Genomic DNA, 23949 nt, shown 5'->3' on the forward strand with positions numbered 1-23949 from the left:
TCCTCCCCATATTTATTAGTTTCTTATTTTAATAAAAACCCTGCGAATAATGGATCTGCCGGGTCTAATACATATGTCTGCATACCCGTAATAAATCCGCGGGCTGAAAAACTAAACTCGTAACCGGCTTCAAATTGTGCTGAAAGCCCGGCTGTCAATTTCCCGTTAAAAATGCTCTCATTTTCAATTAGGCTTCCTGCAGATATATCGCCATTTCTTAATAAATAGGTAATGCAGGCAGCTAGAGTGCCAAATCCCGGAGAACGTACAATATACCGATCCGGACGGAAGGTTACCGTTTTGATTTTGCCTTCACTTTTTTGCGAATGATCCATCAAGATTACTCTGCTGAAAGCATGTTTGCCTTCTAAGGCGTCAATCGCCTTTTGCCCCCACTGATTAATGACTGGAAGATCCTCCATCTCAATCTCAAAAGGCAGCTGCGCTTTATCAAAAATCGCATATTGATGGTCGGCTTGGACCAGGGATACTTCTGCCTTTAAATCTAAATAGGACACTGGCATATTGGTTTGTACAACCTGAAATGGCTCGCTTTTTAATTTAACTAATTTCACTTCATCATCTTTCATAGTTGCAGTAACAGCAACAACACCGCTGATTGTTTCAATTCTGTATTCACCTGAAAATTTGGCCTTTAATTGGCCGCACTCTAACAATGCAGTTATGACAGCAACAATTCCGCCATATTGCATCGATACGGTTCCGTTATGATCGAAAAAGATGACAGCTGCATCGGCATCGCTTTTAAAAGGCGGAAAAACCAAACAACCCATCAGTCCAGCAAATCCGCGTGGCTCATTTAAAAGAAGTTTAATTTCCTCCTCATAGGCAAGAAAAATTTGCTCATTCAGCTCCTGTATACTTTGATAATGAATTAATGGTCCATCCTTAACAATACGATAAGCCTGACCTGCTACATGTACATCGGTTGCTGTATAGGTCTTTTGAATTATCATTTCACATCCTCCATTTCATGTTCCATTGGGGGAATAAGCAAGAAGCCTTCTTTAAGCGGATCTTCCTCGTTATAAAAGAACCGGTGCATACCCATTAGCCATGCAGAACCAGTGATTCTTGTAATAACAGCCTCCACACCCTGGACATCTGCTGTTTCAAGGACTTGTCCGCGGAATAAAGAGCCGACAATACTCTCATGTACAAATTCTTCATTGATACCTATCTCCTTTTTGGCATAGAGGACAGATAATTTGGCCGATGTACCTGTACCGCATGGTGAACGATCTATCCCGCCTGGAGGGACAACAACTGTATTTTTCACATCTGCTTCTTCATGGGTCGGCACAGTAAAAAACTCAATATGGGTCAAACCGCGAATAAATGGATATTGGGGATGAACGACCTCTGTTTTTTCGTTAATCGTATTTCTAATTTTGATTGCTTTTTCAATGATTTCTGAGGCATTCTCCGGTTTCAGTTCTAATCCAGCAGATTGGGCATCAATAATTCCATAGAAATTGCCGCCATAAGCAATATCTGCATCAATGATTCCAATTCCCTCAACCTCTACAGAGACACTTTTTAACAGAAATGCTGGGACATTACAGAAGGAAACCTCTTTTGCTTTGCCGTTCTCTACCTTAATCTCAGCCATAACAAGGCCTGCTGGTGTATCAATTTTGATTGAAGTAACTGGCTCTTGAACAGGGAATAGCCCCGCTTCAACTAATGCTGTACACACCCCGATTGTGTCATGACCGCACATTGGCAAATATCCGCCGGTTTCGATATATATAACACCGATATCTGCTTCCGGATGGCATGGATCTGTTAAAAGTACTCCTGACATTACATCATGCCCTCTTGGTTCATTCATCAGGAGCTTACGAACCCAATCATATTCCTTTTGCATATGAAGCATTTTTTCGGCCATTGTCGCTCCTTTTAGTACCGGGAGTCCGCTAATCAATGTCCTTGTCGGATTTCCGCCCGTGTGTGTATCAATGGTTGTAAAAACTCGATTGGCTTTCATCAGGTTCCCACCCTTTCCTTAAATCGAGAATATCTCAGCGGTTCAATTGGAATGCAAGTATCCTTCTCATTAAGCATTTCCTCTATCACTTTTCCAGTGACAGCGGCAAGACTAATTCCGTCTCCCTCATGACCGGCTGCAATATAATAGTTAGGAATTCCTTCCACTTCTGACACAATTGGCAAGTGATCCTCCGTCCAGGGCCGCAAACCAGCATAGGAACGTATGACCATCATGTCAGCCATTCTCGGATAAAATCTAATGGCCCGATTGGCAATGCATTTAATAATTTCATTATTAATCTTTGTATTAAATCCAACAAATTCACGGCTGCTTCCAATCAGGAAGTTTTGACTTTCAGTTGGTTCAAAAACAAGGGCTACTCCGTATTTTTCAGTAATCGGATCAACCTGGCGCTTGCCGCCAAATTTTGATATTAAGTAGCCAAACTCCATCACTTTTCTCGGCCCTACAAAGTCCTGGCGTGAAGCGACAATAATGTGGCCTTTTCTTGGTTTAATCGGGATGGACAAGTCCAGCATTTCACCAATATATGGAGCCCATACACCTGCCGCATTAATGACATAGTCAGCGGTGAAAGTCCCATTGGATGTTTCAACGATAAATGCACCGTCCGTCTTCCTTCTCATTCCAGTAACCTCAGTTTGTTTATGGGCTTTAGCGCCCATCTCCTTTGCCCCCTCAAGAAGGTTAAAGGCAAGAAGATATGGATTAACTGTTGAATCTGTTGCACACTCTAAGCCGCCCAATAAATCATCAGCAAAATATTTGGAATCCTGGCGAATGTCCTGTCTGTCCAGCATCCTGAACGGCAAGCCGGCCTCCCTCTGCCGGTCAACCCATTTTTGTGCGGCTTCCATTTCTTCTTCTGTCTCGCAGACAAGGATGCTTCCAGGAGCACGATATTCAAAAGGCTGTTTCAATTCTCTGCTTAATTCATCTACTAATTTCTGACTGACAAGTGACATTTGACTATCGAAGCCAGGATCTTTATCAATAGCTAAAATATTTCCGTCACAGCGGGATGACGTGCCACTGACAAATTCACCTTTTTCAATAACTGTTACATTTCTTCCAGATTTAGAAGTATAATAGGCAATTGCACAGCCTATGATTCCCCCGCCTATAACCAAAACGTCACAATGATATCTCACAAAATCAACTTCCCTTCGTCTTGTTACATCATTTTATTAATGCAATTAACATGCCAACTTTTGTAACCTTACACAGAAATAAGAACATTCTAACAACTTTGCTGATAACCCAAATATAGATTTTTTCGACATGTTCTTAATTGTCAAAAAATTTGATAAAATTGTGTATAAAATATTAAACAGTGTATAAAAAAATTTACATTCAGGAGGCTGTCATGTTTGAATTACCGTCAGTCAAAGAAATAATTGAAAGTAATTTAATCTGTCTGAACCAAGTTAATAAGAGCACTTTATCAAGGGTTTATTGGGATGATTCTTTTGCTGCATTAGCTGATGCCTGCAAGCGCTATGCAGCCGTTGCCGTTGTAAATTCAAGCGGCGAAGTACTTGGCTGCATTACAAATGAACAAATCATTGATTTTTTGCATGATTCCTACAATCAATTAAAGGCTTTCTATGAAGCTGTCATCAAAACATCGGATGCTTCAGTCACAGTGATTGATGCTGATGAACGTGTCCGCACATGGACAGAGGGAGCTGAAAAAATTTTCTCTGTCAAAAAAGATGAGATTGTGGGCAAACCAATTATAGAATTCTTTGAACATCAGAATCTGCAAATATTAGAATCCTTGTACAAAGGAAAAAGAATCCGGGGAAAGCATCACCAGCCAAGATCTGATCTATTTGTCCTAATAAATTCAAACCCTGTTTACTTTAATGGACGCATTATCGGTGCAGTTGTATCGGAAACTGATGTGACAAGCCAGGTAGTTCTTAATGAAAAATTATTTAATATGTCGACTGAGGTTCACCGTTTAGAACAGGAGATGGCGAAATACAGACCTTCAGACCCCTTTAGATACATTAAAGGGAAAAGCGCTGTAATGGAAAAGACAGTGCAAATGGCGAAAAAGGTGTGCTCTGTCCGATCAACTGTATTGATCTTAGGAGAAAGCGGAGTCGGCAAGGAGGTCTTTGCCAAATCCATTCATGAGGCAACTGAAGGATCTGAAGCACCCTTTATTTCAATTAACTGCGGGGCTATTCCAGCTTCATTATTCGAAAGCGAATTATTTGGCTATGAACGCGGAGCCTTTTCCGGTGCAGACCATAGAGGAAAAAAAGGAAAAATTGGGCTTGCTAAAGGGGGCACTCTTTTTCTGGATGAAATTGGCGAAATGCCTTTAGAAATGCAGGTCAAGATGCTTCGTGTGCTTCAAGAAAGAAAATATTACAAGGTTGGCGGTGAAAAAGAAATTGAGGCTGATTTCCGGGTAATTGCTGCAACAAATAGGGATTTAAAAGAATTAATAAAAGAAGGCCAATTCCGGGAGGATTTATATTATCGGCTAAATGTTGTCAGTTTAAAAATTCCTCCTTTAAAAGAACGCTGTGAGGATATCGTTGAACTAATTCATTACTTTTTAAATGATTTTTCACTTCGCTATCAGCGGCCGATCCATCATTTTTCACAGGAAGTTATGCAAGAGATGCTTCAATATGATTGGCCGGGCAATGTTCGGGAACTTCGTAATGTCGTTGAACGTCTGGTTGTTTTTGCAACAGATGGAGTCATTCGAAAAGAATATTTGCCATTTCACTCAGTAATGAGCTATTCACCTGCATCTGACACGGACCTTCCGGAAAATAACATAGAAATGAAAACGGCCATTGTGCCACTTCAGGAGGAAATGGATCAGCACGAAAAGAAGGTGCTCGAAAAAGCATTGGCATTAACTAAAGGCAACAAATTAGAATGCTCGAGAAAACTGGGAATCACCCGAGCGACCCTTTACAATCGTTTAAAACGTCTTGGCTTAAGCTGATTTAAAATACAGGCTTCAAAGTTGGTACGATTTTTGCATTATATTTTTACATATAACTGAAGAGGAGGATTTCCAAATGAATAACAATGAGGCCCTTGTGATCTGCCGTTGTGAAGAGGTTACCTATGGGCAGGTTTTTGCAACAGCCAAAGAACATCAATGTACATCCAGGGAGCTGAAGCTTAGAACAAGAGCTGGAATGGGGTTTTGTGGAGGACGCACTTGCAGGGTCATGGTCGATCGGATTATTGAAAGTATCGTACCTAATACAGGAGAAGGTGAAATTCCTTTAAAATATCAGCCTCCAATTCGCCCTATAACTTTTGGAACGGCAGGTGAAAAAAATGACTAGAATTATAGATCATCCGGTTTTAGGCAAATTAAATGATAGAAAAAAGATTCCATTCACTTTTGATGGAAAAGAATATGAAGCATATGAAAATGAAACAATCGCGGCAGCTCTGCTCGCAAACGGAGTGAGGACACTGCGTGTTCATGAGGAAAGTGGAACACCAAGAGGGTTTTATTGCAATATCGGCCACTGTATGGAGTGCCGAGTAAATGTTAATGGGCAGTCCAATATAAGAGCCTGTTTAACTCTTGTAAAGGAAAATATGGTTGTTGAAAGAGGAAAACAGCATCCTAATATTGTTAAAAGGATGGTGGAGAATCCATGATAGATGTAATTGTAATTGGAGCTGGACCAGCCGGCTTAGCTGGTGCCATAACCTGTGCTGAATATGGCTTACAAGTAACCGTTATTGATGAATTTGTCAGGCCAGGCGGAAGATTAATCGGTCAATTGCACCAGGAACCGTCTGGAGAATGGTGGAACGGAATAAAAGAATCATCTCGTATGCACAACGAAGCACAGAAACGATCAGTAGATATCCGCTGCGGCGTTTCTGTATATAACCTTGAAAAAGATAAGGATTGCTGGAATGTTCATACTAATATAGGAACACTGATAGCTCCTTATGTGCTGGTAGCAACTGGTGCAGCTGAATTCCCAATTCCTGTTCCAGGCTGGACTCTTCCAGGTGTAATGTCCATCGGGGCTGCACAGGTCATGACGAATGTTCATCGTGTTGAGGTTGGCAAAAAAGGCATCATCATTGGTGCTAACATTTTAGCATTTGCGATTTTAAACGAGCTCCAAATAGCAGGAATTAATGTGGAACATATTGTGCTGCCAGAAAAGAGTCCGCTTAGCCAAAGTGCCGGAGAACCAGAGGAAGTCCTGAAGTCACTTCTAAATGCTTCCCATCTTGCCCCGTCCCCAATCCTGCGTTTCGGCAGTCGCTTTATGAAAAATAAAGGCTTCCGTAAATTAGGAATGAAATTTTATCCTAAAAGAGGCGTTAAGGTGAATGGAACACCATTGCAGCTTAGAAAAGCAGCACTTGAAATTCTTGGAAAGGATCAGGTAGAAGGCGTACTCACTGCAGAAATTGATGCGAGTGGAAACGTAATCAAAGGTACGGAAAAAATTTACGAAGCAGATTTCGTGTGTATCGCAGGTGGCTTGTATCCGTTAGCAGAGCTTACAGCAGTTGCCGGCTGTCCATTCCAATACGTCCCAGAACTTGGGGGACATGTTCCCCTTCATTCTGAAAAAATGGAAACCCCGCTCGAAGGATTATTTGTTGCCGGGAACATCACCGGCATTGAAAGCGGAAAAATCGCCATGGCCCAAGGAACAACAGCAGGTATTTCGATCGCTAAACACGCAGGAAAAGGCAGCACTGACATCAACAAGAAGCTTGATCAGGCATTGAAAAACGTTCATACTGTCCGTCAAAACGCTGCCATCCAATTCAACCCTGAAATTGCAAACGGCCGGAGGAGAATCTATGAACTTTGGAACGATCTTTATGGGAAAAGGCAGGACTCTTTACAGGAAATTGGATAATATGATGCTGATCCACAAGCAAATTTTCGTAAAAAAACCGCCCTCCCTATTCGGAGGCCGGTTCATTTTTCTTTTCATGCCGTTTATTAAGTACTTTCAAGACTTCGCTAAAAGGCAGTTCCTGCTCCCGCAGCAGCACCATCAAATGATAAATCAGGTCGGCCGCTTCCCATTTCAGTTCGTCCTTGTCACGGTTTTTCGCAGCGATGATGACTTCTGCGGATTCTTCGCCGACCTTCTTCAGGATTTTATCCACACCTTTTTCAAAAAGATACGTCGTGTACGCTCCTTCAGGGCGTGTCTGTTCGCGTTCTTCAATGACTTTTTCAAGTGTATAAAGGATTTCGTAGTCAGATAAGCCGCCTGACTCTTCCCCGTATACTCTTTCCTCAAAGCAGCTGAATGTTCCATTGTGGCAGGCAGGACCTGCTGGTTCAACCAGAACCACAATGGCATCCTGGTCACAGTCAAGCTTCATTTCAACAATTTTCTGTGTGTTACCGCTTGTTGCCCCTTTGTGCCATAGCTCTTTGCGGGAACGGCTGAAAAACCAGGTCTCACCTGTTTCCGCCGATTTTAAAAGGGATTCCCGATTCATATAAGCTAACGTTAATACTTCTTTTGTTTTCATATCTTGCACTATTGCAGGGATCAGTCCCTTTTCATCGAACTTTACACTTTCAATATTCATCGGACAACCACCCCTTTTTCCTCAATATATGACTTCACTTCAGCAACAGACGTTTCTTTATAGTGAAAAATCGATGCAGCCAATGCGGCATCCGCTTTTCCATCGATAAATGCTTCAGCAAAGTGATCAGCATTTCCCGCACCTCCTGAAGCAATAACCGGAATCGAAACTGCCTCGCTGACTGCTTTTGTCAGCTTGATATCAAAGCCTTTCTTCTCACCGTCAGAGTCCATGCTTGTCAGTAAAATTTCTCCAGCCCCGCGCTCCGCTGCTTCCTGGGCCCAAGCGATGACCTCAAGATCAGTCGGTGTCCGTCCGCCATGTGTGTGCACGCGCCAAGAACCAAGCTCTTCATCGTATTTTGCATCAATCGCAACAACGATGCACTGTGATCCGAAGAAATTTGCCCCTTCTGTAATTAGACCAGGATTGTTTACGGCAGCTGTATTGAGAGAAACCTTATCAGCCCCTGCCCGCAAAATTCGTTTCATATCTTCCAGTGCGTTTATCCCGCCGCCGACTGTAAATGGAATGGCCAGCTCAGACGCAACAGCCTTAACAACCTCAACCATTGTTTTCCGGCCTTCATGTGAAGCTGAGATATCAAGGAAGACCAGCTCGTCAGCTCCCTGCCCATCATAAAAGCGGGCAAGCTCAACCGGGTCACCTGCATCACGCAGCTGCACGAATTGCACCCCTTTTACCACACGGCCGTCTTTTACATCCAGACAGGGAACGATGCGTTTCGTCAGCATGATTCCTTCACCTCTTTCAGAGCTTCCGCCACGGTAAACCGGCCTTCATAAATGGCCTTTCCGACGATGGCGCCAGCAACACCTTCAGAAGCATACTCCCTCAGCTTCGCCAAATCAGCCAGCTGGCTGACGCCGCCAGATGCAATAACACTTTTCCCGGTATCCCCTGCAAGCAGACGAACCGCTTCAATATTTGGCCCCGATAGCATTCCGTCTGTTGCGATATCTGTAAAAATAAATGTTTCCGCACCTGCGTCGGCAAATCGCCTGCCTAAGTCAACTGCCTTCAATTCAGACGTTTCCAGCCAGCCATGTGTGGCCACAAAGCCATTTTTCGCATCAAGGCCGACTGCAATGGCTTTGCCGTATTTGCGGATCATTTCAATAGCAAACTCAGGATTGGAGACAGCGATACTTCCAATGATTACGCGTGTTACACCATTATCCAGGTAATGCAGGATGTCTTCTTCCGTACGGATCCCCCCGCCGATCTGGACGGAGACGCTAAGCTCGCGGGCAGCCTGGATGACATATTGATCATTAACCCGCTTCCCATCCTTTGCTCCGTCTAGATCTACCATATGAATCCAGTCTGCTCCTTCATCAGCAAACTTTTTGGCCATATCAAAAGGAGAGTCGCCATACACCGTTTCCTTATCGTAATCCCCCTGCAGCAGCCGGACGCACTTGCCGCCTCTCATATCGATTGCCGGATAGATCGTAAAACTCATTTCACAGACATCCTTTCTTCAACCAGCTCGGTAAAATTGCGTAAAAGCGCCATGCCGAGCGAACTGCTTTTTTCAGGGTGGAACTGCATGCCGAACACATTACCCCTTCCAACAACTGCCGGCACTTCTACCTCATACATACTTCTGCTGATAACTACTTCTCTATCTTCTGTATCTACAAAGTAGGAGTGAACGAAATAGACATAATCTTCATCAAGCCCTTTTAAAATCGGCGAACCCTGTAAGAATTCGAGACGGTTCCAGCCCATATGCGGAACTTTATACGTTTCGCCTTCTGCTGTCGCACCGGGAAAACGCCTTACATGGCCGGGGAGAAGCTGAAGGCCTTCCGTCATGCCATTCTCTTCGCTATCTTCAAATAAAAGCTGCATGCCAAGGCAAATGCCAAGGAGCGGCTTGCCTGTATCAGCAAACTCCTTTACCAGATTTGCCAGACCTGTAGAATTTAAGATGGTCATGGCATCTTTGAAAGAGCCGACACCCGGCAGAATCAAGGCGTCTGCTTTCAGGAGCTCGTCTTTATTTTCAGAAAGGAAATAAGGAACCTCCAACCGTTCAAGTGCTTTACTGACGCTGAACAAATTCCCCATTCCGTAATCGATGATGCCGATCATTTACAACATCCCTTTCGTTGATGGAACTCCCTTAATCCTTGGGTCAATCGTTGTTGCCTCATCAAGCGCACGAGCGAGTGCTTTGAAAATCGCTTCGATTATGTGGTGTGTATTCTGTCCATAGTGAACGATGACATGCAGGTTCATTCTTGCTTCAAGCGCGAGCTTCCAAAGGAACTCATGAACAAGCTCGGTATCAAATGTACCGACTTTTTGGCTCGGGAACTCAGCGCGCATCTCCAAGTGAGGGCGATTGCTGAGGTCAACTGCAACTTGGGCCAATGCTTCGTCCATCGGAACGAAAGCATTTCCATAGCGCTTAATGCCTTTCTTATCACCTAAAGCGTCCTTCAGCACCTGGCCTAAGCAGATGCCAATGTCCTCTGTTGTGTGGTGGTCATCCACATCTGTATCGCCATTTGCAACGATGTTCATGTCAAATTGTCCGTGCTTGGCAAACAAGTCCAGCATATGCGTCATAAAAGGCACGCCTGTTTCCAGATCGCTTTTGCCTTCGCCGTCTATATTTAAGGATAGAGTGATATTCGTTTCATTGGTTTTACGTGAAATTTCAGCAGTTCTGGCCATGATTATTCCTCCAGCTTATTTTCTTAGTCTTGTTTCAATGGATCTGGCATGGGCTTCAAGGCCTTCCATACGCGCGAAGGCCGCTATTTTTTCGCCATTATCCTTTAATGCTTTTTCACTGTATAAAAGAATGCTTGATTTCTTTTGAAAATCCTCCACATTAAGCGGACTTGAGAAACGGGCCGTTCCGTTTGTCGGAAGGACGTGATTCGGGCCGGCAAAATAGTCACCGACCGGTTCAGGGCTAAATCTCCCGAGGAAGATTGCTCCGGCGTGACGAATCCGTCCGAGAAGCTCCATCGGATTTTCCGTTAAAATCTCCAGATGCTCAGGAGCCAGACTATTCACCGTTTCAATAGCTTCATCCATGTTTTCTGCTACATAGACCGCACCATAGTTTTCGATTGATTGAAAAGCAATTTCCTGCCTTGGCAGCTCAGCCAGCTGGCGGTCAACTTCTGCTGAGACCTGTTCTGCAAGCGCGTATGATGTTGTCACAAGGACTGCACTTGCCATCGGGTCGTGTTCGGCCTGTGATAAAAGATCTGAAGCCACTTCATCCGCGTGTGCCGTATTATCGGCTAAAATCGCAATCTCACTGGGGCCTGCGATCATATCAATATCAACATCCCCGAAAACTTCACGCTTGGCAAGAGCGACAAAGATATTTCCGGGACCTGTAATTTTATCAACAGGAGCTATGGTTTCCGTTCCATATGCAAGAGCGGCAATTGCCTGGGAACCGCCTGCTTTATAAATTTCTTCAGCCCCTGCAATTTTGGCCGCAGCAAGGACCGCAGGAGGCAGCTTTCCAGTCTTTTTATCGGGAGGAGAGGTGATGACAATCCGTTTGACCCCCGCAACCTTTGCCGGGATTACATTCATAAGGACTGATGATGGATAGGCAGCCGTACCGCCTGGGACATACAGGCCGACTGAATCAAGCGGTGTGATCTTTTGGCCAAGCACTGTGCCATTTTCTTCTGTTGTCATCCAGGAAGGACGCAGCTGCTTTTCATGAAAAGACCGGATATTATCGGCAGCTTCTTTAATGATCTCAAGGATTTTTCCATCCACTTGACCCAAAGCTTCTTCTATTTCAGCCTGCGATACCTTGAAATCATCCAGGGATATGCCATCATATTTTTCAGTGTAATCTTTTAATGCCTGATCTCCGTTTTGGCGGACTGATTCAATAATATCTTTCACAATCGCCCGCTGTTGTTCTGTTCCGTTATCAACAGACCGTTTAATTGAAATCTGGTCATTTACTTTTAAAATTTTCATAGACCTCTACATCCTTTAAGAACGAATTTCTTCTCCAGCTATTACTTCCGTAAGACGTCCAACCAGCTCGCTTATGCGTTCATCCTTCATGCGGTAGCTGACAGGATTGACAATCAATCTTGAAGTGATGCCGACGATGGTTTCATATTCAACGAGCCCGTTCTCTTTTAGCGTTCGGCCGGTTGATACGATGTCCACGATCCGGTCTGCTAGCCCGATCATAGGCGCAAGCTCTATGGATCCGTTCAATTTAATGATTTCCACCTGTTCCCCCTGCTCGCGGAAATACGCTGCCGCAATCTGCGGATACTTTGTAGCAATTTTAGGAGCAACATCATTCAGCCTGGTATTTGGCAGTCCTGCAACAGCGAGATAGCATGCGCTGATTTTTAAATCAAGAAGCTCATAAACATCTCGCTCTTCTTCAAGCATTACGTCTTTCCCGGCAATCCCAAGGTCTGCTACACCATGTTCTACATAGGTTGGCACATCCATCGGCTTTGCAAGGATAAAGCGGAAATTCTCTTCCGGAACATCTATAATCAATTTACGTGAATCATCAAATTCCGGCGGCAATTGAAAGCCTGCCTGGCGGAGCAATTCAGCTGCTTCTTCAAAAATGCGGCCCTTTGGCATCGCAATCGTTAAAACATCACTCATTTTATGGTCTCCTTTCCAGCTTTTCCGACTAAAAAGGTAATATCCTCATAGCTGCTGGTGCAGGCATCGATGTCCTTGACACCGCTAATATCCTGCAGAACCACTTTCTTTCCGGCAGAACGTTCTTTCTTCGCAAAATCGAATGCCTCTTTGCGGCGTTCCGGGCTGTATAAAACGCAGTACACAGGTTCAGCCGCATTGCTGTCTTCCAGAGCTTCCAGCAGGCGGTCCATTCTGATGGCAAAGCCGGTTGCTCCCGTATCTTTTCCGAACTTTTGGAGCAGCAAATCATAGCGGCCGCCATTTCCGATCGGGAAACCAACATTTCCTGCATATACTTCAAAAAGAATTCCCGTGTAGTAGCTCATATGGCTGACGAGCGTTAAATCAAATTTAACTGTGCCTTCCTGGCCGTAGTCCTGCATAATGCCCCAAAGCTGTTCGAGCTCGGCCAATGCTTTTTTTCCTGTGCCGTTTTCCAGAAGGCCATAAGCAATCTCAATGACTTCTTCCCCGCCTCTTAATTTTAGGAAATCGAGAAGCCTTTGTTTATCAATGGATGAAAGAGCCAGGCTCTTTACATGTTCCCTGTACCCGACATAATTTTTCTCATATAAAAATCTTGTCAGGTTTTCCACTCTTTCTTCCGTTCCTAAAATCTGCTGGAAGAAATCCCGGACAAAGCCGATATGGCCGGCTGAAAGCTGGAAATTCTGAAGCCCAGCTTCTTTTAGAGCAGAGATCATCATCGCCATCCCTTCGCCATCCGCACTGATCGTATGGTCACCAATGCATTCAACCCCGATCTGCTCAAATTCAGCCGGCCTGCCGCCCTCCCGCTGCTGAGCGCGGTATACATTGGCAGAATAGGCAAGCCTGATCGGCAGATCGTCTTTTAAAAGACGGGATGCAGCCACCCTTGCGATCGGCGCTGTCATATCCGGACGCAGCACAAGGGTGTGGCCCTGCTGATCAAGCAGCTTGAACAGCTGCTGATCAAGTATTGCTGACGCCGCTCCAACTGTTTCGTAATATTCGAGTGCAGGCGTTTCGATAAACTGATAGCCCCAGCGTTTCATTTCCCCCTGGATGGAAGACCGGACTGCTGCCTTTCTTTCATACAAATCAGGTAATGTATCTCTCATGCCTAACGGCTTTTCAAACATAAATAATCGGCTCAAAAGTATTCACCTCTATGACTTAAAAATTCCGAATCCTTTAGTTCGCTAATATGGTAGCAAATTGAAGTTATATGTAGTTTAACGTGCAAACTCCATGCCGTCAACCAAAAGGAGCAGAAAAATAAAAAAGACTCCCTTTTTTAAAAAGGAGCTTTCTTATAGTCTGTACTTTTTTGGAAATGTTATTTAAGTTAAGGACTTTCATCTAAAAATATCTAGGATCTCTTGTTTTTAATCCAGCATGTTTCGAAATATATCTAACATCTCAATTATAGAAAAAACCCCGACAGCTCTAGGCAAACGGAGTTTTTTCTTTATTAACACCATATATCGGATCATCCGCCCAGCGTGCGGCAAGTTCTTCCTTTGTATAGATGACACGCATCGGATTGCCGCCAACAAAAGCTCCAGATGGGACATCTTTATGGACAAGCGTTCCAGCTGAAACAATCGCACCATCTCCGATCGTGACGCCGGGAAGAATGGTTGAATTGGCGCCAATCATGACTTCGCTGCCAATTTCAACCCTGCCGAGGCGATATTCCTTAATCAAATATTCATGGGCGAGGATCGTAGTGTTGTATCCGATGACCGTGTTGCGGCCAACACTGATTTTTTCCGGGAACATGACATCCAGCATAACCATGAGTGCGAATGATGTCTGATCCCCCACCTTCATTCTCAGGAAATTACGATAGAGCCAATTTTTCATGCCCAGAAATGGCGTGTAGCGCGCAAGCTGGATCACAATAAAGTTTTTGACCACCTTCAAGAACGGAACCGTTTTGTACACATGCCAGAGAGAATTGCCTCCCTCTACCGGAAAACGCTCCGTTTTTCTCATTGGTTTTCTGCCTCAAGAATATCGATCAGGTCTGCCATATTGTCCAGCATATAATCCGGTTCAAAGCGCGCGAGGAAATCCCGGCCTTTCGCTGTCCAGGCAACTCCAGCCGTTTTCGTGCCGGCGTTTTTTCCGCCATCGATATCGTGCGAATTATCTCCGACCATAATTGCTTCTTCCGGCTTCGCATCCAGCAGGCTCAATGCCTTCAAGATTGGCTCCGGATCGGGCTTTGGCTTATCAACATGGTCGAGCGTAACAACCACGTCGAAAAACTGGTCAAGATTTGTCAGCTTTAAGCCCTTTTCAACTACATTGGAAACTTTCGTCGTAACAATGCCCAGTTTATATCCCGATTCTTTTAAAGTCCGAATCGTTTCAAACACACCATCAAATTCCTTCACAAGCACGTCGTGGTTCTTAATATTATACTCCCGGTAAACCGAGATCATCTCCTCCACTTTTTCCGAGTTGATGGACTCGAAGGTTTCATGCAGGGTCGGCCCCATGAACGGGAGAACATCTTCCCGCTGATAGCTGTCTGGATAATATTTTCCCAGCGTATGCAAAAACGAGGAAATAATCAATTCGTTTGTGTCGATCAATGTTCCATCTAAGTCAAATAATAATGTGTTAATGCTCATATGTTGCTTCCTTTCTTTTTGCCAGATCAGCACGCTTCCAGATCGCTGCCACTGCCAATGTCAGGATAATTGCCACACCCAGGCGGATCAGCAGTAGCGGTAATACCGGAATGCCAAGCGGCACAAAAATTAAAGTATCTTCGACGACTGCGTGGCAGGCAACGAGGAAAATAAATGCGATCGTTACGTCTCGTCTGCTGACCCCATCTTCCTCTACTGCCTGAATCATGACACCTGCCCCGTAGGCAAGGCCAATCAGCAAGCCGGCTGCAAGAGTTGTAGACGTATTTTCTTTCATTCCAAGTGCCCTGGTCACAGGCGCCATCCATTTTGAAAAAACAGCAAGCCATTGCTTATCTTTTAAGATTTGAATAATAATCATCAGCGGAATGACGATGATGGCAAGCTGGAGAATCCCGAGCAAAGCAGTCTGCAGTGCATCCTGCAGGATTGGCAATGCACCGGATACCTGCTCTTCTTTTGCCGGAATAAATCCGTACTTAGCAGTTTCGGATCCACCCTGCCAAACAAGGTTGATGACAATCGCGCTTAAAAGCGCCAGTCCAATGCGTACCGCCAGAACGACCCAAAGCTTAACGCCGACCTTCAATGCCACTCCGGTTTCAATCAGCATATTATGGGAAAAAGACAGCATGACGGCAATAATAAATACTTCTTTTACCGAGAGATCGAGCGTTAAAATGGCTCCAATCCCCGCATACAAATTTAAGAAGTTCCCCAATACAAGTGGTATGGCTGCATCTCCTGACAGCCCAATCAGATTCATAAGGGGCGTGATCAGCTTGATAACCCATGGAAGCACTGGCGTATGCTGCAGCAGTGCCACAATCAGCGTGACCGGGAATATGACTTTCCCTAGTGTCCATGTTGTCTTTAAGCCGGCCATCAGCCCCCTTTTGCAAGATTCAACCAGCATTTCTACTCTCCCCTGTCCGTTATTTCCCCTCGGCTTTATCCAAATAACGAGCTTTGGCAAGACCCTCTGCTCTTCGATAAAAAATCAGGACTAGCGCTACAATAATAAGAACTATAGATATCGTCTGAGCAATCCTTAAATTCTCAGTAAGCATCAGGCTGTCGGTCCGCAGGCCTTCTACGAAGAAACGGCCGATCGAATACCAGATTACATACGAGAGGAAAAGCTCCCCGCGCCTTAAGTTTGCTCTTCTTAATAAGATAAGGATGATAAATCCAATGATATTCCAAATTGATTCATATAAAAACGTCGGATGATAATAGGCTCCGTTAATATACATCTGGTCAATGATAAATTCAGGCAATTGCATATTTTCCAGGAATGCCCGGCTGACTTCCCTGCCATGAGCCTCCTGGTTCATGAAGTTGCCCCAGCGCCCGATTGCCTGCCCCAAAATGATACTTGGCGCTGCGATATCGGCCAGTTTCCAGAACGATATCTTCCTTTTCTTTGCAAAAACATAAGCGGTGATGACAGAACCAATCAAGGCTCCATGAATGGCAATTCCGCCATTCCATATTTTGATGATTTCACCCGGATTCTGTGAGTAAAAATCCCATTGAAAAATAACGTAATAGATTCTTGCGGAAATAATCGCAATGGGAATAGCCCACAGCATCAAATCGGCAAAGATATCTTTAGGGAGTCCCCTTCTCTCCCCTTCTCTCATCGCGATAATGAGTGCCAGTGCAATGCCAACACCGATAATCAGGCCGTACCAGTGGACCTGAATCGGCCCAAGGGATATGGCAATCGGATCTAACGGCTGAATACTTTTTTCCATGATCACTTCTCCTTCTCACCGAAAAGCGCAAGGCGCCCGCTTAAAAAGAACGCAGACTAAAACCGCCACGTCCTGTGGCAACGTCTGCATGACCCGCATCCTGCGGGCCTCAAGCATAAGACAAGCCGGCATGAAGGTTGTTCTTTAACCTTTGTGACGGATTGGCTTAGACCCGAGAGCCGATGGCGCCTGGAGCTAGACAGTTATCTAATTTCAAAGATATAAATTCTATTATTGCAAGTAAAGCACAAGCGCCTCTGCGTTGTTTTTTGCCGCAGGCGCATCTGCTATTCTTCAACCAGTCAGGCTTATCAGCTTTCAATCAAACGTTTGATTGAAAGTGTTTTGCCCTCTTTAACGATCATCATGGTCTCCGTCCTCAATCACATCCGACAGGCGGTTCGTGAACTGTTCCGCTGCATTCATCCCCATTCTCTTTAAGCGGAAGTTCATGGCAGCCACTTCAATGATGACTGCCAGGTTTCGTCCGGGTCTTACCGGAATGGTCAGCTTTGTAACTTCTGTATCGATGATTTTCATCTTTTCTTCATCAAGGCCAAGACGATCGTACTGCTTTTTCGGATCCCACAGCTCCAAATTCATGACCACAGAGATTTTCTTATAGCTGCGGACTGCACCAGCACCAAACAGGGTCATGACATTGATGATGCCGAGGCCGCGGATTTCAAGCAGATGTTCGATCAATTCCGGTGAGTTTCCGACCAGATAATCTTCATCTTCCTGTCTGATCTCCACGCAGTCATCTGCAACAAGGCGATGTCCCCGCTTAACAAGCTCAAGCGCCGTCTCGCTCTTACCAACTCCGCTTTTTCCAGTTATCAGTACCCCTACCCCATAAATATCGACAAGGACGCCATGTACGGCCGTGGTTGGAGCAAGCTTGCTTTCCAAAAAGTTGGTCAGCAAACTGGAAAAACGGGTCGTTTTCTGTTTGGAGCGGAGCAGCGGAACCGATTCTCTCTCTGCCGCTTCAATCAGTTCGTCAGGTATATCGAGTCCTCTTGTGACGATTATGCCGGGTGTAATATCTGTACAGAGCCGTTCAAGCCGGATCTCCCGCTCGGAATTATTTAACTTTTCAACGAAAGACAGCTCGGTTTTTCCGACCAACTGAATACGTTCAGCCGGATAGTAATCAAAATAACCAGCCATCTCCAGGCCCGGACGGGAAATATCACTCGTCGTAATCGGCCGGTTAATGCCTTCCTCTCCGGCAATCAATTCGAGCCCAAATTTTTCTATAATATCTTTTGTGCGCACTTTTACCAAAATAGGTTCCTCCTTTAATGCTGGCACTTCTGGATGATCTCTTTATATGTAACTTATAATTTCTAAAAAATTCACTCTGAAGTTTCACTCTATTTTAGCACTTTTTAACGCAGAACCAAATTTCTGAAAACGATTTTTACAAAATTAACACTAGGCCCATATACTTAATCCTTCTCGATAGGGACAATTTCCAGGGATGTTCCGCGTATAAATATGATGATATGCCATTTATAAAAATATTCAGATGGTATAGACAACTATACTAAACCTTGGTAATATGATTATGTAAGCGAATTCATTTACATTTTTTAGCTTTTATTACGTTCATTCATTTTTAAAAAAAGAGGGGGAAAAACTCATGCGTAAAGAAGAACGCTTGGCGAAAGAGATTACGGAGCAGTTGGGCGGCACCGGCAATATCGCGGAACTGGCCTCCTGCATGACCCGCCTTCGCGTGAAGCCGGTCGATGAAAGCAAAGTCAACCTGAATGGCATCAAGGATATTGATGGCGTTATGGGAGTGGTGGAAGCAGAAACACTCCAAATCATCCTCGGACCTGGGATCGTCACCAAAGTAGCTGACGAAGTTTCCAGGATGACAGGCAAAAATGTTTCATCCGTTGATGATGATGACGAAGAGATTGACACTTCATTGGAAGGACTGGCAGCCCGGACGAAAGCCGGACTCAATGAGAAAAACGCTACTCCTTTCAAGTTATTTTTAAGAAAAATTGCCAGTATCTTTATCCCGCTGATTCCAGCTATCGTTGCTTCTGGTTTGATTGCAGGCATCAATAATGTAATCATCAAATCAGGCGGAGATCCGGAATCCACGCTCGTTCAAATGCTTGATTTGATTGGCTGGGGTTTATTCGGTTACCTTGGCGTATTTGTAGGTATTAACACAGCGAAGGAGTTTGGAGGGTCTCCTGCTCTGGGCGGTGCAGCCGGTATTCTATTAATCAACCCTGGCCTTGCCAATATAACTCTTTTCGGTGAAGCATTGGTGCCAGGCCGGGGCGGCTTGATTGGAGTCATGCTCGCCGCTGCGCTAGTGGCCTTTTTGGAAAAAAGAATCCGCAAAGTCGTTCCATCAGCAATTGATATTATCGTAACACCGACACTGGCATTATTAATTACAGGCTTTGCGACATTCTTTGTCCTGCAGCCTGTTGGCGGATTCCTTTCTGACATTATCACAAAAGGTCTCCTTGGCGTTCTAGATGTTGGCGGCATCCTGGCTGGCTTAGTACTTGCCGGAACCTTCCTTCCGCTTGTTGTAACTGGGCTGCATCAAGGTTTAACTCCTGTTCATATGGAATTGATTAACTCAATCGGCGACGATCCGCTCCTGCCGATTCTTGCAATGGGAGGCGCCGGCCAGGTAGGTGCGGCATTCGCCATCTACTTCAAAACAAAAAATGCCCGTCTGAAGAAAGTGATTAAAGGCGGACTTCCGGTAGGAATGCTCGGTATTGGTGAACCGCTTATTTTCGGGGTTACGCTGCCGCTGGGACGTCCTTTCTTAACAGCATGTCTAGGAGCTGCTGTGGGCGGTGCTTTCCAGGCGTTCTTCAAGATTGCTACAGTAGCCATCGGGGTTTCCGGCATACCGCTTGCCTTCCTCGTTCACACAAATCAAATCGTACTGTATCTGATCGGCCTGTTAATTGCCTATGCGTTTGGATTCCTGTTCACATGGATGTTCGGATTCAAAGAGGAAATGGCTAAAAACATATAATAAAACAAGGAGAAGGAGGAGCCATTCCTCCTTCTTTACTTATGAAATCACATTTTTGAAAAATTCAGACTTATAGAGGTGACCATGATGCTTGGAATATCAGTTTATCTATCAGAAGAGCGCCAGCTTCAAAATGCAAAATGGATTGAACGGGCCGCTTCTCACGGCCTCACATCAATCTTCACTTCCCTTCATATTCCCGAAGATGACCACAGCACATATAAACAATTGCTTCAGAACCTCGGTGCTCTTGCAAAGCAGCATCAAATGGAACTCCTCGCCGACGTTTCCCCTCAATCCTTGGACCATCTAGGATTGGACTGGGAATCGCTCGATACTCTTCTTGAATGGGGTCTCTCCGGAATCCGGGCAGACTATGGCTTTACTTCTGAACAGATTGTTGAACTCTCTAAAAAAATGAAACTTGGAATCAATGCGAGTACTATCTCTGCTGCAGAACTGCAGGAGTGGATGGAACTGGGCTTAAACGCCCATAATGTTGAAGCCTGGCATAATTTTTATCCCCGGCCTGAAACGGGTTTGGATAAAGACTTTTTTATAGAGCGAAATCGGTTCCTTAAAAGCGTGGGGATAACCACCATGGCGTTTGTGCCTGGTGACGCTGAACTTCGCGGGCCCATTTTTGCAGGGCTTCCTACCCTTGAGAAACATCGGGGCTGTCCACCCGCTGCTGCGGCGGCTGAATTGATGAACAGCTGCTATACAGACAAGGTGCTGATCGGTGACAATTCGGTAAAAGAAGAGACTCTTGCGCAACTGAAAAAAATCGCCAAGGGTCCTGTACCTCTCCGAATCGAGCTGATTGGCGGACAAATTTATAAGGAGCTTTTTAACAAACCTCATACAAATCGGATGGATCCTGCCCGGGATGTTGTAAGGTCAGTGGAATCAAGGTCATATGCTGGGCAGGGATCAAATAAATGGGAACCTCTGAACCAGCTGGAACGTAAAAAAGGCAGTGTCACAGCTGATAATATCCTATATGGCCGATACGCAGGCGAGATGCAGATTACTTTAACAGATCTGCCCCGGGATGAACGCGTGAATGTGATTGCAAGAGTTATAGATGAGGATCTGCCGCTTCTTGACCAGATCAAGGCAGGAACTAAATTTCAATTAATAGTGAGGGATGAACAATGAATATTACAAAGCTAAATACCGAGCAGCGAAACCCAAAAACAATGGAAATAGATTTAATGACAACCGAAGAAATTATTACAATCATCAACCAGGAAGATACGATTGTTCCTAATGCGATTGCAAGAGAAATCCCTCACATTGTCAACGTGGTGGATAAAATTACGGATAGTTTTAAAAAAGGAGGCCGCTTGATTTACGTTGGAGCTGGCACCTCAGGACGCCTTGGCATTATTGATGCTTCAGAATGTCCGCCAACTTATGGAACGGACCCGGAAATGGTTGTCGGCATTATTGCCGGCGGCAAAGAAGCCATGACCGAGGCAGTTGAAGGCGCCGAGGATGACAGTGAACAGGGACGCCAGGATGTCGCAGATATTCAATTATCGGACAAGGATGTGCTTGTAGGCATTGCAGCGAGCGGCCGTACGCCGTATACGATCGGAGCTCTTCAATATGGAAATGAAGTCGGTGCTGTTACTGTTGCTGTTGCCTGCACTAAAGACTCCGAAATGGGGAGAGTCGCAAAATACACGATAGCTCCTATTACAGGTCCCGAGGTTGTTACAGGCTCTACAAGAATGAAAGCAGGCACTGCACAAAAGCTCGTCCTGAACATGTTAACAACAGCTTCCATGATCAAACTCGGAAAAGTATACGGCAATCTGATGGTAGATGTGCAGATGACAAATGAGAAGCTGTTTAAACGTGCTGAAAATATCGTCAAAATGGCTACAGGTGCATCTGATGAAGAAGCCCAGGGCGCTCTCAAAGATCAAAACCATAATACAAAGGCTGCGATTCTTCAAATTTTAACAGGATTAAAAGGTGAAGCAGCCGCCTGGCTTCTGAAAAAGCATAATGGCTATTTACGGGAAGCCATTGCGGAATATCATACTAAATAAATAATCATATATATTGTATGAAATTCCCTTTAAACTTAAATTAATAGGATAGAAAGCGCCCACCTGCCTTCTATCCTATTTTAGTTGTATAGACCAAAGCATCAGAGTGAGTTAATTCTTTCAACTGGTATAGACATCTAAATCCAAACCTTTTATAATAAAAGTATCATTCAAACGGAGATGAACTAAAAAATGAGCCGTCTATTACTGAAAAACGCTAGAATTATTCTGGAAAACAGCATGATCGATCAAGGGTTTATTCTAATAGAAAAAGACCGAATCTTAAAAACTGGAACTTTGGAGGAGCTTCCTGCCATCGGCCAGGATACAGAAATCATAGAACTTTCCCCTGAGCATACAATCAGTCCGGGGTTTATTGATGTTCACATTCACGGCGCTGGCGGTGCCGATACAATGGATGCAACATTTGATGCACTTAACACGATGGGCACCGTGTTGCCTGAGGAAGGGACCACCAGCTTCCTGGCCACGACTATCACACAGGAAAAGGAAAAAATAGAAGCCGCACTGGTCAATGCAGCTCACTTTCAAAAAGAACAAAATACTCCTGGACAGGCGGAAGTAATCGGAATCCACCTGGAGGGCCCATTTATTAACGAAGCAAGAGGCGGAGCCCAGCCGAAGGATCATATACTCGAGCCCGATATTGAACTTTTTAAGCGCTGGCAGGAAGCAGCAAATGGAACCATCAAGCTGATTACACTTGCACCTGAGAAAGCAAATGGCTATGAATTTATCCGGTACTTAAGTGAAAACGGTGTTGTCCCATCAATCGGCCATAGCGATGCCATTTTTACAGAAATGGAGAAAGCAGTTCAGGCGGGAGCTAAGCAGGTTACTCACCTTTTTAACGGAATGAGAGGCATGCATCACCGTGAACCTGGAGTAGCCGGCGCTTCACTTTTATTCAAGGAATTGATAGTTGAAATGATTGCTGATGGAATTCATGTCCGGCCTGAGATGATCAAGCTTGCACTGAACGCCAAGGGCCCGGATGGAATGATCCTGATAACGGATTCCATGAGAGCAAAATGCCTGAAAAATGGCCATTATGATCTTGGCGGACAGGATGTAAAGGTTGAAAATGGCCAGGCACTGCTTGCTGACGGCACACTGGCTGGAAGTATTTTGAAAATGAAAGATTCCATAAAGAATATGATTGATTTTACTGATATTGGGCTGTCTGAAGCTGTCCAGCTTGCGAGCAGCAACCCTGCAAGACAGCTCAATATGTATAACCGGAAAGGCAGCATTTCGGAAGGAAAGGATGCCGACCTGGTTGTACTCGATGAGAACCTTGAGGTTGCCATGACTTTCTGCAGAGGCGTCAAAGCCTTTGAACGCGAGGTGAAAACACTTTGAAGATCATTCGGACAGCCGATTATAACCATATGAGCCAAAAAGCGGCCCAGCTGATGATTGAAAAAATTCGGCAGCAGCCGGGTATGACATTAGGGCTTGCAACCGGAAGCACACCAAAAGGAGTTTATGCCGAACTGATTAAAGATCATCAAGAGAATGGCACTTCTTATGAAAAAATAACGACGATTAATTTGGATGAATATATCGGCCTGCTTCCTTCTGACCCTAATAGCTACAGGCATTTCATGAATAGTGAACTATTTGATCACCTGGACATCCGGCTGGAACACACGCACCTTCCAAATGGAGCAGCAGAAGATATGCCACAGGAGTCCGAACGGTATGAGCAGCTGATCAAGGATTTGGCAAATATCGATCTGCAGCTGCTGGGAATTGGACGCAATGGTCATATCGGCTTCAACGAACCCGGCACGTCTTTTCACAGCCGTACGCATATCGTGGACCTGGCGGAAAGTACACGTAAGGCGAACGCAAGGTTTTTCAATTCTATTGAAGACGTTCCAGCCCAAGCGATTACTATGGGAATCGCTTCGATTCTTGATAGCCGGGAAATCCTCCTGCTCGCTTCAGGTTCAGCCAAGGCAGAAGCTATCAGGCAGCTGGTTTATGGAGAACCTGATGAACAGTTTCCCGCATCAGCTTTGAAGCTGCATGAGAATGTGACAATCATAGCCGATGAAAAAGCACTTAGTCTTGTCAGTAAGGATGAGCACTACTAATAGTGATAGGA

General features: G+C 44.9%; 25 protein-coding genes. 9 read left to right on the forward strand and 16 right to left on the reverse strand.

Features of this window, described 5'->3' with window-relative positions:
• Positions 1-23 precede the first annotated feature (23 nt).
• From DFO72_RS20305 to DFO72_RS20315, 3 genes are read right to left on the reverse strand one after another with little or no spacing between them, the layout of a single operon-like run.
• Positions 24-977 (reverse strand): proline racemase family protein, encoded by a 954-nt coding sequence (locus DFO72_RS20305; RefSeq protein ID WP_113883715.1) that lies wholly within the window; start codon positions 975-977, stop codon positions 24-26.
• Entirely contained in the window at positions 974-2011 is a 1038-nt protein-coding gene (locus tag DFO72_RS20310) for a proline racemase family protein (RefSeq protein WP_113883716.1), read from the reverse strand. Before DFO72_RS20310 ends, DFO72_RS20305 begins: the two co-directional genes overlap by 4 nt.
• The gene (locus DFO72_RS20315; protein WP_113883717.1) at positions 2011-3186 is read right to left on the reverse strand and encodes an NAD(P)/FAD-dependent oxidoreductase; all 1176 of its coding nucleotides are present in this window, start codon (positions 3184-3186) and stop codon (positions 2011-2013) included. Before DFO72_RS20315 ends, DFO72_RS20310 begins: the two co-directional genes overlap by 1 nt.
• Before the next feature lie 215 nt (positions 3187-3401).
• Here DFO72_RS20315 and DFO72_RS20320 point away from each other — a divergent pair, with 215 nt between their 5' ends.
• The 4 genes from DFO72_RS20320 (at position 3402) to DFO72_RS20335 (ending at position 6924) form a co-directional block, all read left to right on the forward strand.
• The gene (locus DFO72_RS20320; protein WP_113883718.1) at positions 3402-5012 is read left to right on the forward strand and encodes a sigma-54 interaction domain-containing protein; all 1611 of its coding nucleotides are present in this window, start codon (positions 3402-3404) and stop codon (positions 5010-5012) included.
• A gap of 76 nt (positions 5013-5088) precedes the next feature.
• The gene (locus tag DFO72_RS20325) at positions 5089-5364 is read left to right on the forward strand and encodes a (2Fe-2S)-binding protein (RefSeq protein WP_113883719.1); all 276 of its coding nucleotides are present in this window, start codon (positions 5089-5091) and stop codon (positions 5362-5364) included.
• A complete protein-coding gene (locus tag DFO72_RS20330) occupies positions 5357-5689 on the forward strand; it encodes a (2Fe-2S)-binding protein (protein ID WP_113883720.1) in 333 nt (110 codons plus the stop codon). The genes DFO72_RS20325 and DFO72_RS20330 overlap by 8 nt, the downstream gene beginning before the upstream one ends.
• The gene (locus DFO72_RS20335) at positions 5686-6924 is read left to right on the forward strand and encodes an NAD(P)/FAD-dependent oxidoreductase (protein WP_113883721.1); all 1239 of its coding nucleotides are present in this window, start codon (positions 5686-5688) and stop codon (positions 6922-6924) included. Before DFO72_RS20330 ends, DFO72_RS20335 begins: the two co-directional genes overlap by 4 nt.
• A 46-nt stretch (positions 6925-6970) precedes the next feature.
• On the opposite strand, the gene hisIE is transcribed toward DFO72_RS20335, so the two are convergent.
• The 13 genes from hisIE to hprK all read right to left on the reverse strand — a co-directional run bounded on the left by hisIE (position 6971) and on the right by hprK (position 18011).
• Positions 6971-7615: a bifunctional phosphoribosyl-AMP cyclohydrolase/phosphoribosyl-ATP diphosphatase HisIE gene (gene hisIE / locus DFO72_RS20340; RefSeq protein ID WP_113883722.1), complete on the reverse strand. Its 645-nt coding sequence runs from the start codon at positions 7613-7615 to the stop codon at positions 6971-6973.
• Entirely contained in the window at positions 7612-8370 is a 759-nt protein-coding gene (hisF, locus tag DFO72_RS20345; protein ID WP_113883723.1) for an imidazole glycerol phosphate synthase subunit HisF, read from the reverse strand. Before hisF ends, hisIE begins: the two co-directional genes overlap by 4 nt.
• On the reverse strand, positions 8364-9101 hold the full coding sequence (gene hisA, locus DFO72_RS20350; protein WP_113883724.1) for a 1-(5-phosphoribosyl)-5-[(5-phosphoribosylamino)methylideneamino]imidazole-4-carboxamide isomerase: 738 nt from the start codon (positions 9099-9101) through the stop codon (positions 8364-8366). The genes hisF and hisA overlap by 7 nt, the downstream gene beginning before the upstream one ends.
• The gene (hisH, locus tag DFO72_RS20355; protein WP_113883725.1) at positions 9098-9736 is read right to left on the reverse strand and encodes an imidazole glycerol phosphate synthase subunit HisH; all 639 of its coding nucleotides are present in this window, start codon (positions 9734-9736) and stop codon (positions 9098-9100) included. Before hisH ends, hisA begins: the two co-directional genes overlap by 4 nt.
• Entirely contained in the window at positions 9737-10324 is a 588-nt protein-coding gene (gene hisB, locus DFO72_RS20360; protein WP_113883726.1) for an imidazoleglycerol-phosphate dehydratase HisB, read from the reverse strand.
• 15 nt (positions 10325-10339) lie between these two features.
• A complete protein-coding gene (hisD, locus tag DFO72_RS20365; protein WP_113883727.1) occupies positions 10340-11611 on the reverse strand; it encodes a histidinol dehydrogenase in 1272 nt (423 codons plus the stop codon).
• A gap of 15 nt (positions 11612-11626) precedes the next feature.
• Positions 11627-12271: an ATP phosphoribosyltransferase gene (gene hisG / locus DFO72_RS20370; protein ID WP_009331845.1), complete on the reverse strand. Its 645-nt coding sequence runs from the start codon at positions 12269-12271 to the stop codon at positions 11627-11629.
• Positions 12268-13452, reverse strand: coding sequence for an ATP phosphoribosyltransferase regulatory subunit (locus DFO72_RS20375; RefSeq protein ID WP_113883728.1), 1185 nt, complete (start codon positions 13450-13452; stop codon positions 12268-12270). The genes hisG and DFO72_RS20375 overlap by 4 nt, the downstream gene beginning before the upstream one ends.
• A 292-nt stretch (positions 13453-13744) precedes the next feature.
• Positions 13745-14296, reverse strand: coding sequence for an acyltransferase (locus tag DFO72_RS20380; RefSeq protein ID WP_113883729.1), 552 nt, complete (start codon positions 14294-14296; stop codon positions 13745-13747).
• Positions 14293-14940: a pyrophosphatase PpaX gene (gene ppaX / locus DFO72_RS20385; protein ID WP_113883730.1), complete on the reverse strand. Its 648-nt coding sequence runs from the start codon at positions 14938-14940 to the stop codon at positions 14293-14295. Before ppaX ends, DFO72_RS20380 begins: the two co-directional genes overlap by 4 nt.
• Complete coding sequence (locus tag DFO72_RS20390; RefSeq protein WP_113883731.1) at positions 14930-15877, reverse strand: nucleoside recognition domain-containing protein; 948 nt, start codon at positions 15875-15877, stop codon at positions 14930-14932. The genes ppaX and DFO72_RS20390 overlap by 11 nt, the downstream gene beginning before the upstream one ends.
• A gap of 19 nt (positions 15878-15896) precedes the next feature.
• Positions 15897-16721 carry a prolipoprotein diacylglyceryl transferase gene (lgt, locus tag DFO72_RS20395; protein ID WP_113883732.1) on the reverse strand — a complete coding sequence of 275 codons (825 nt, stop codon included), beginning with the start codon at positions 16719-16721 and terminating at the stop codon, positions 15897-15899.
• A 354-nt stretch (positions 16722-17075) separates the two neighbouring features.
• On the reverse strand, positions 17076-18011 hold the full coding sequence (gene hprK, locus DFO72_RS20400; RefSeq protein WP_009331851.1) for an HPr(Ser) kinase/phosphatase: 936 nt from the start codon (positions 18009-18011) through the stop codon (positions 17076-17078).
• A gap of 358 nt (positions 18012-18369) precedes the next feature.
• Here hprK and DFO72_RS20405 point away from each other — a divergent pair, with 358 nt between their 5' ends.
• The 5 genes from DFO72_RS20405 to nagB all read left to right on the forward strand — a co-directional run bounded on the left by DFO72_RS20405 (position 18370) and on the right by nagB (position 23938).
• Entirely contained in the window at positions 18370-19752 is a 1383-nt protein-coding gene (locus DFO72_RS20405; RefSeq protein ID WP_113883733.1) for a PTS transporter subunit EIIC, read from the forward strand.
• Between the two features lie 87 nt (positions 19753-19839).
• Positions 19840-20913 (forward strand): DUF871 domain-containing protein, encoded by a 1074-nt coding sequence (locus DFO72_RS20410; RefSeq protein ID WP_113883734.1) that lies wholly within the window; start codon positions 19840-19842, stop codon positions 20911-20913.
• The gene (murQ, locus tag DFO72_RS20415) at positions 20910-21815 is read left to right on the forward strand and encodes an N-acetylmuramic acid 6-phosphate etherase (protein WP_113883735.1); all 906 of its coding nucleotides are present in this window, start codon (positions 20910-20912) and stop codon (positions 21813-21815) included. Before DFO72_RS20410 ends, murQ begins: the two co-directional genes overlap by 4 nt.
• Positions 21816-22007: 192 nt before the next feature.
• The gene (nagA, locus tag DFO72_RS20420) at positions 22008-23198 is read left to right on the forward strand and encodes an N-acetylglucosamine-6-phosphate deacetylase (protein WP_113883736.1); all 1191 of its coding nucleotides are present in this window, start codon (positions 22008-22010) and stop codon (positions 23196-23198) included.
• The gene (nagB, locus tag DFO72_RS20425) at positions 23195-23938 is read left to right on the forward strand and encodes a glucosamine-6-phosphate deaminase (RefSeq protein ID WP_113883737.1); all 744 of its coding nucleotides are present in this window, start codon (positions 23195-23197) and stop codon (positions 23936-23938) included. The genes nagA and nagB overlap by 4 nt, the downstream gene beginning before the upstream one ends.
• Positions 23939-23949: the final 11 nt, after the last annotated feature.

It is taken from the genome of Cytobacillus oceanisediminis, from assembly GCF_004366035.1.
GTDB classification, from domain to species: Bacteria; Bacillota; Bacilli; order Bacillales; family Cytobacillaceae; genus Cytobacillus; species Cytobacillus oceanisediminis_C.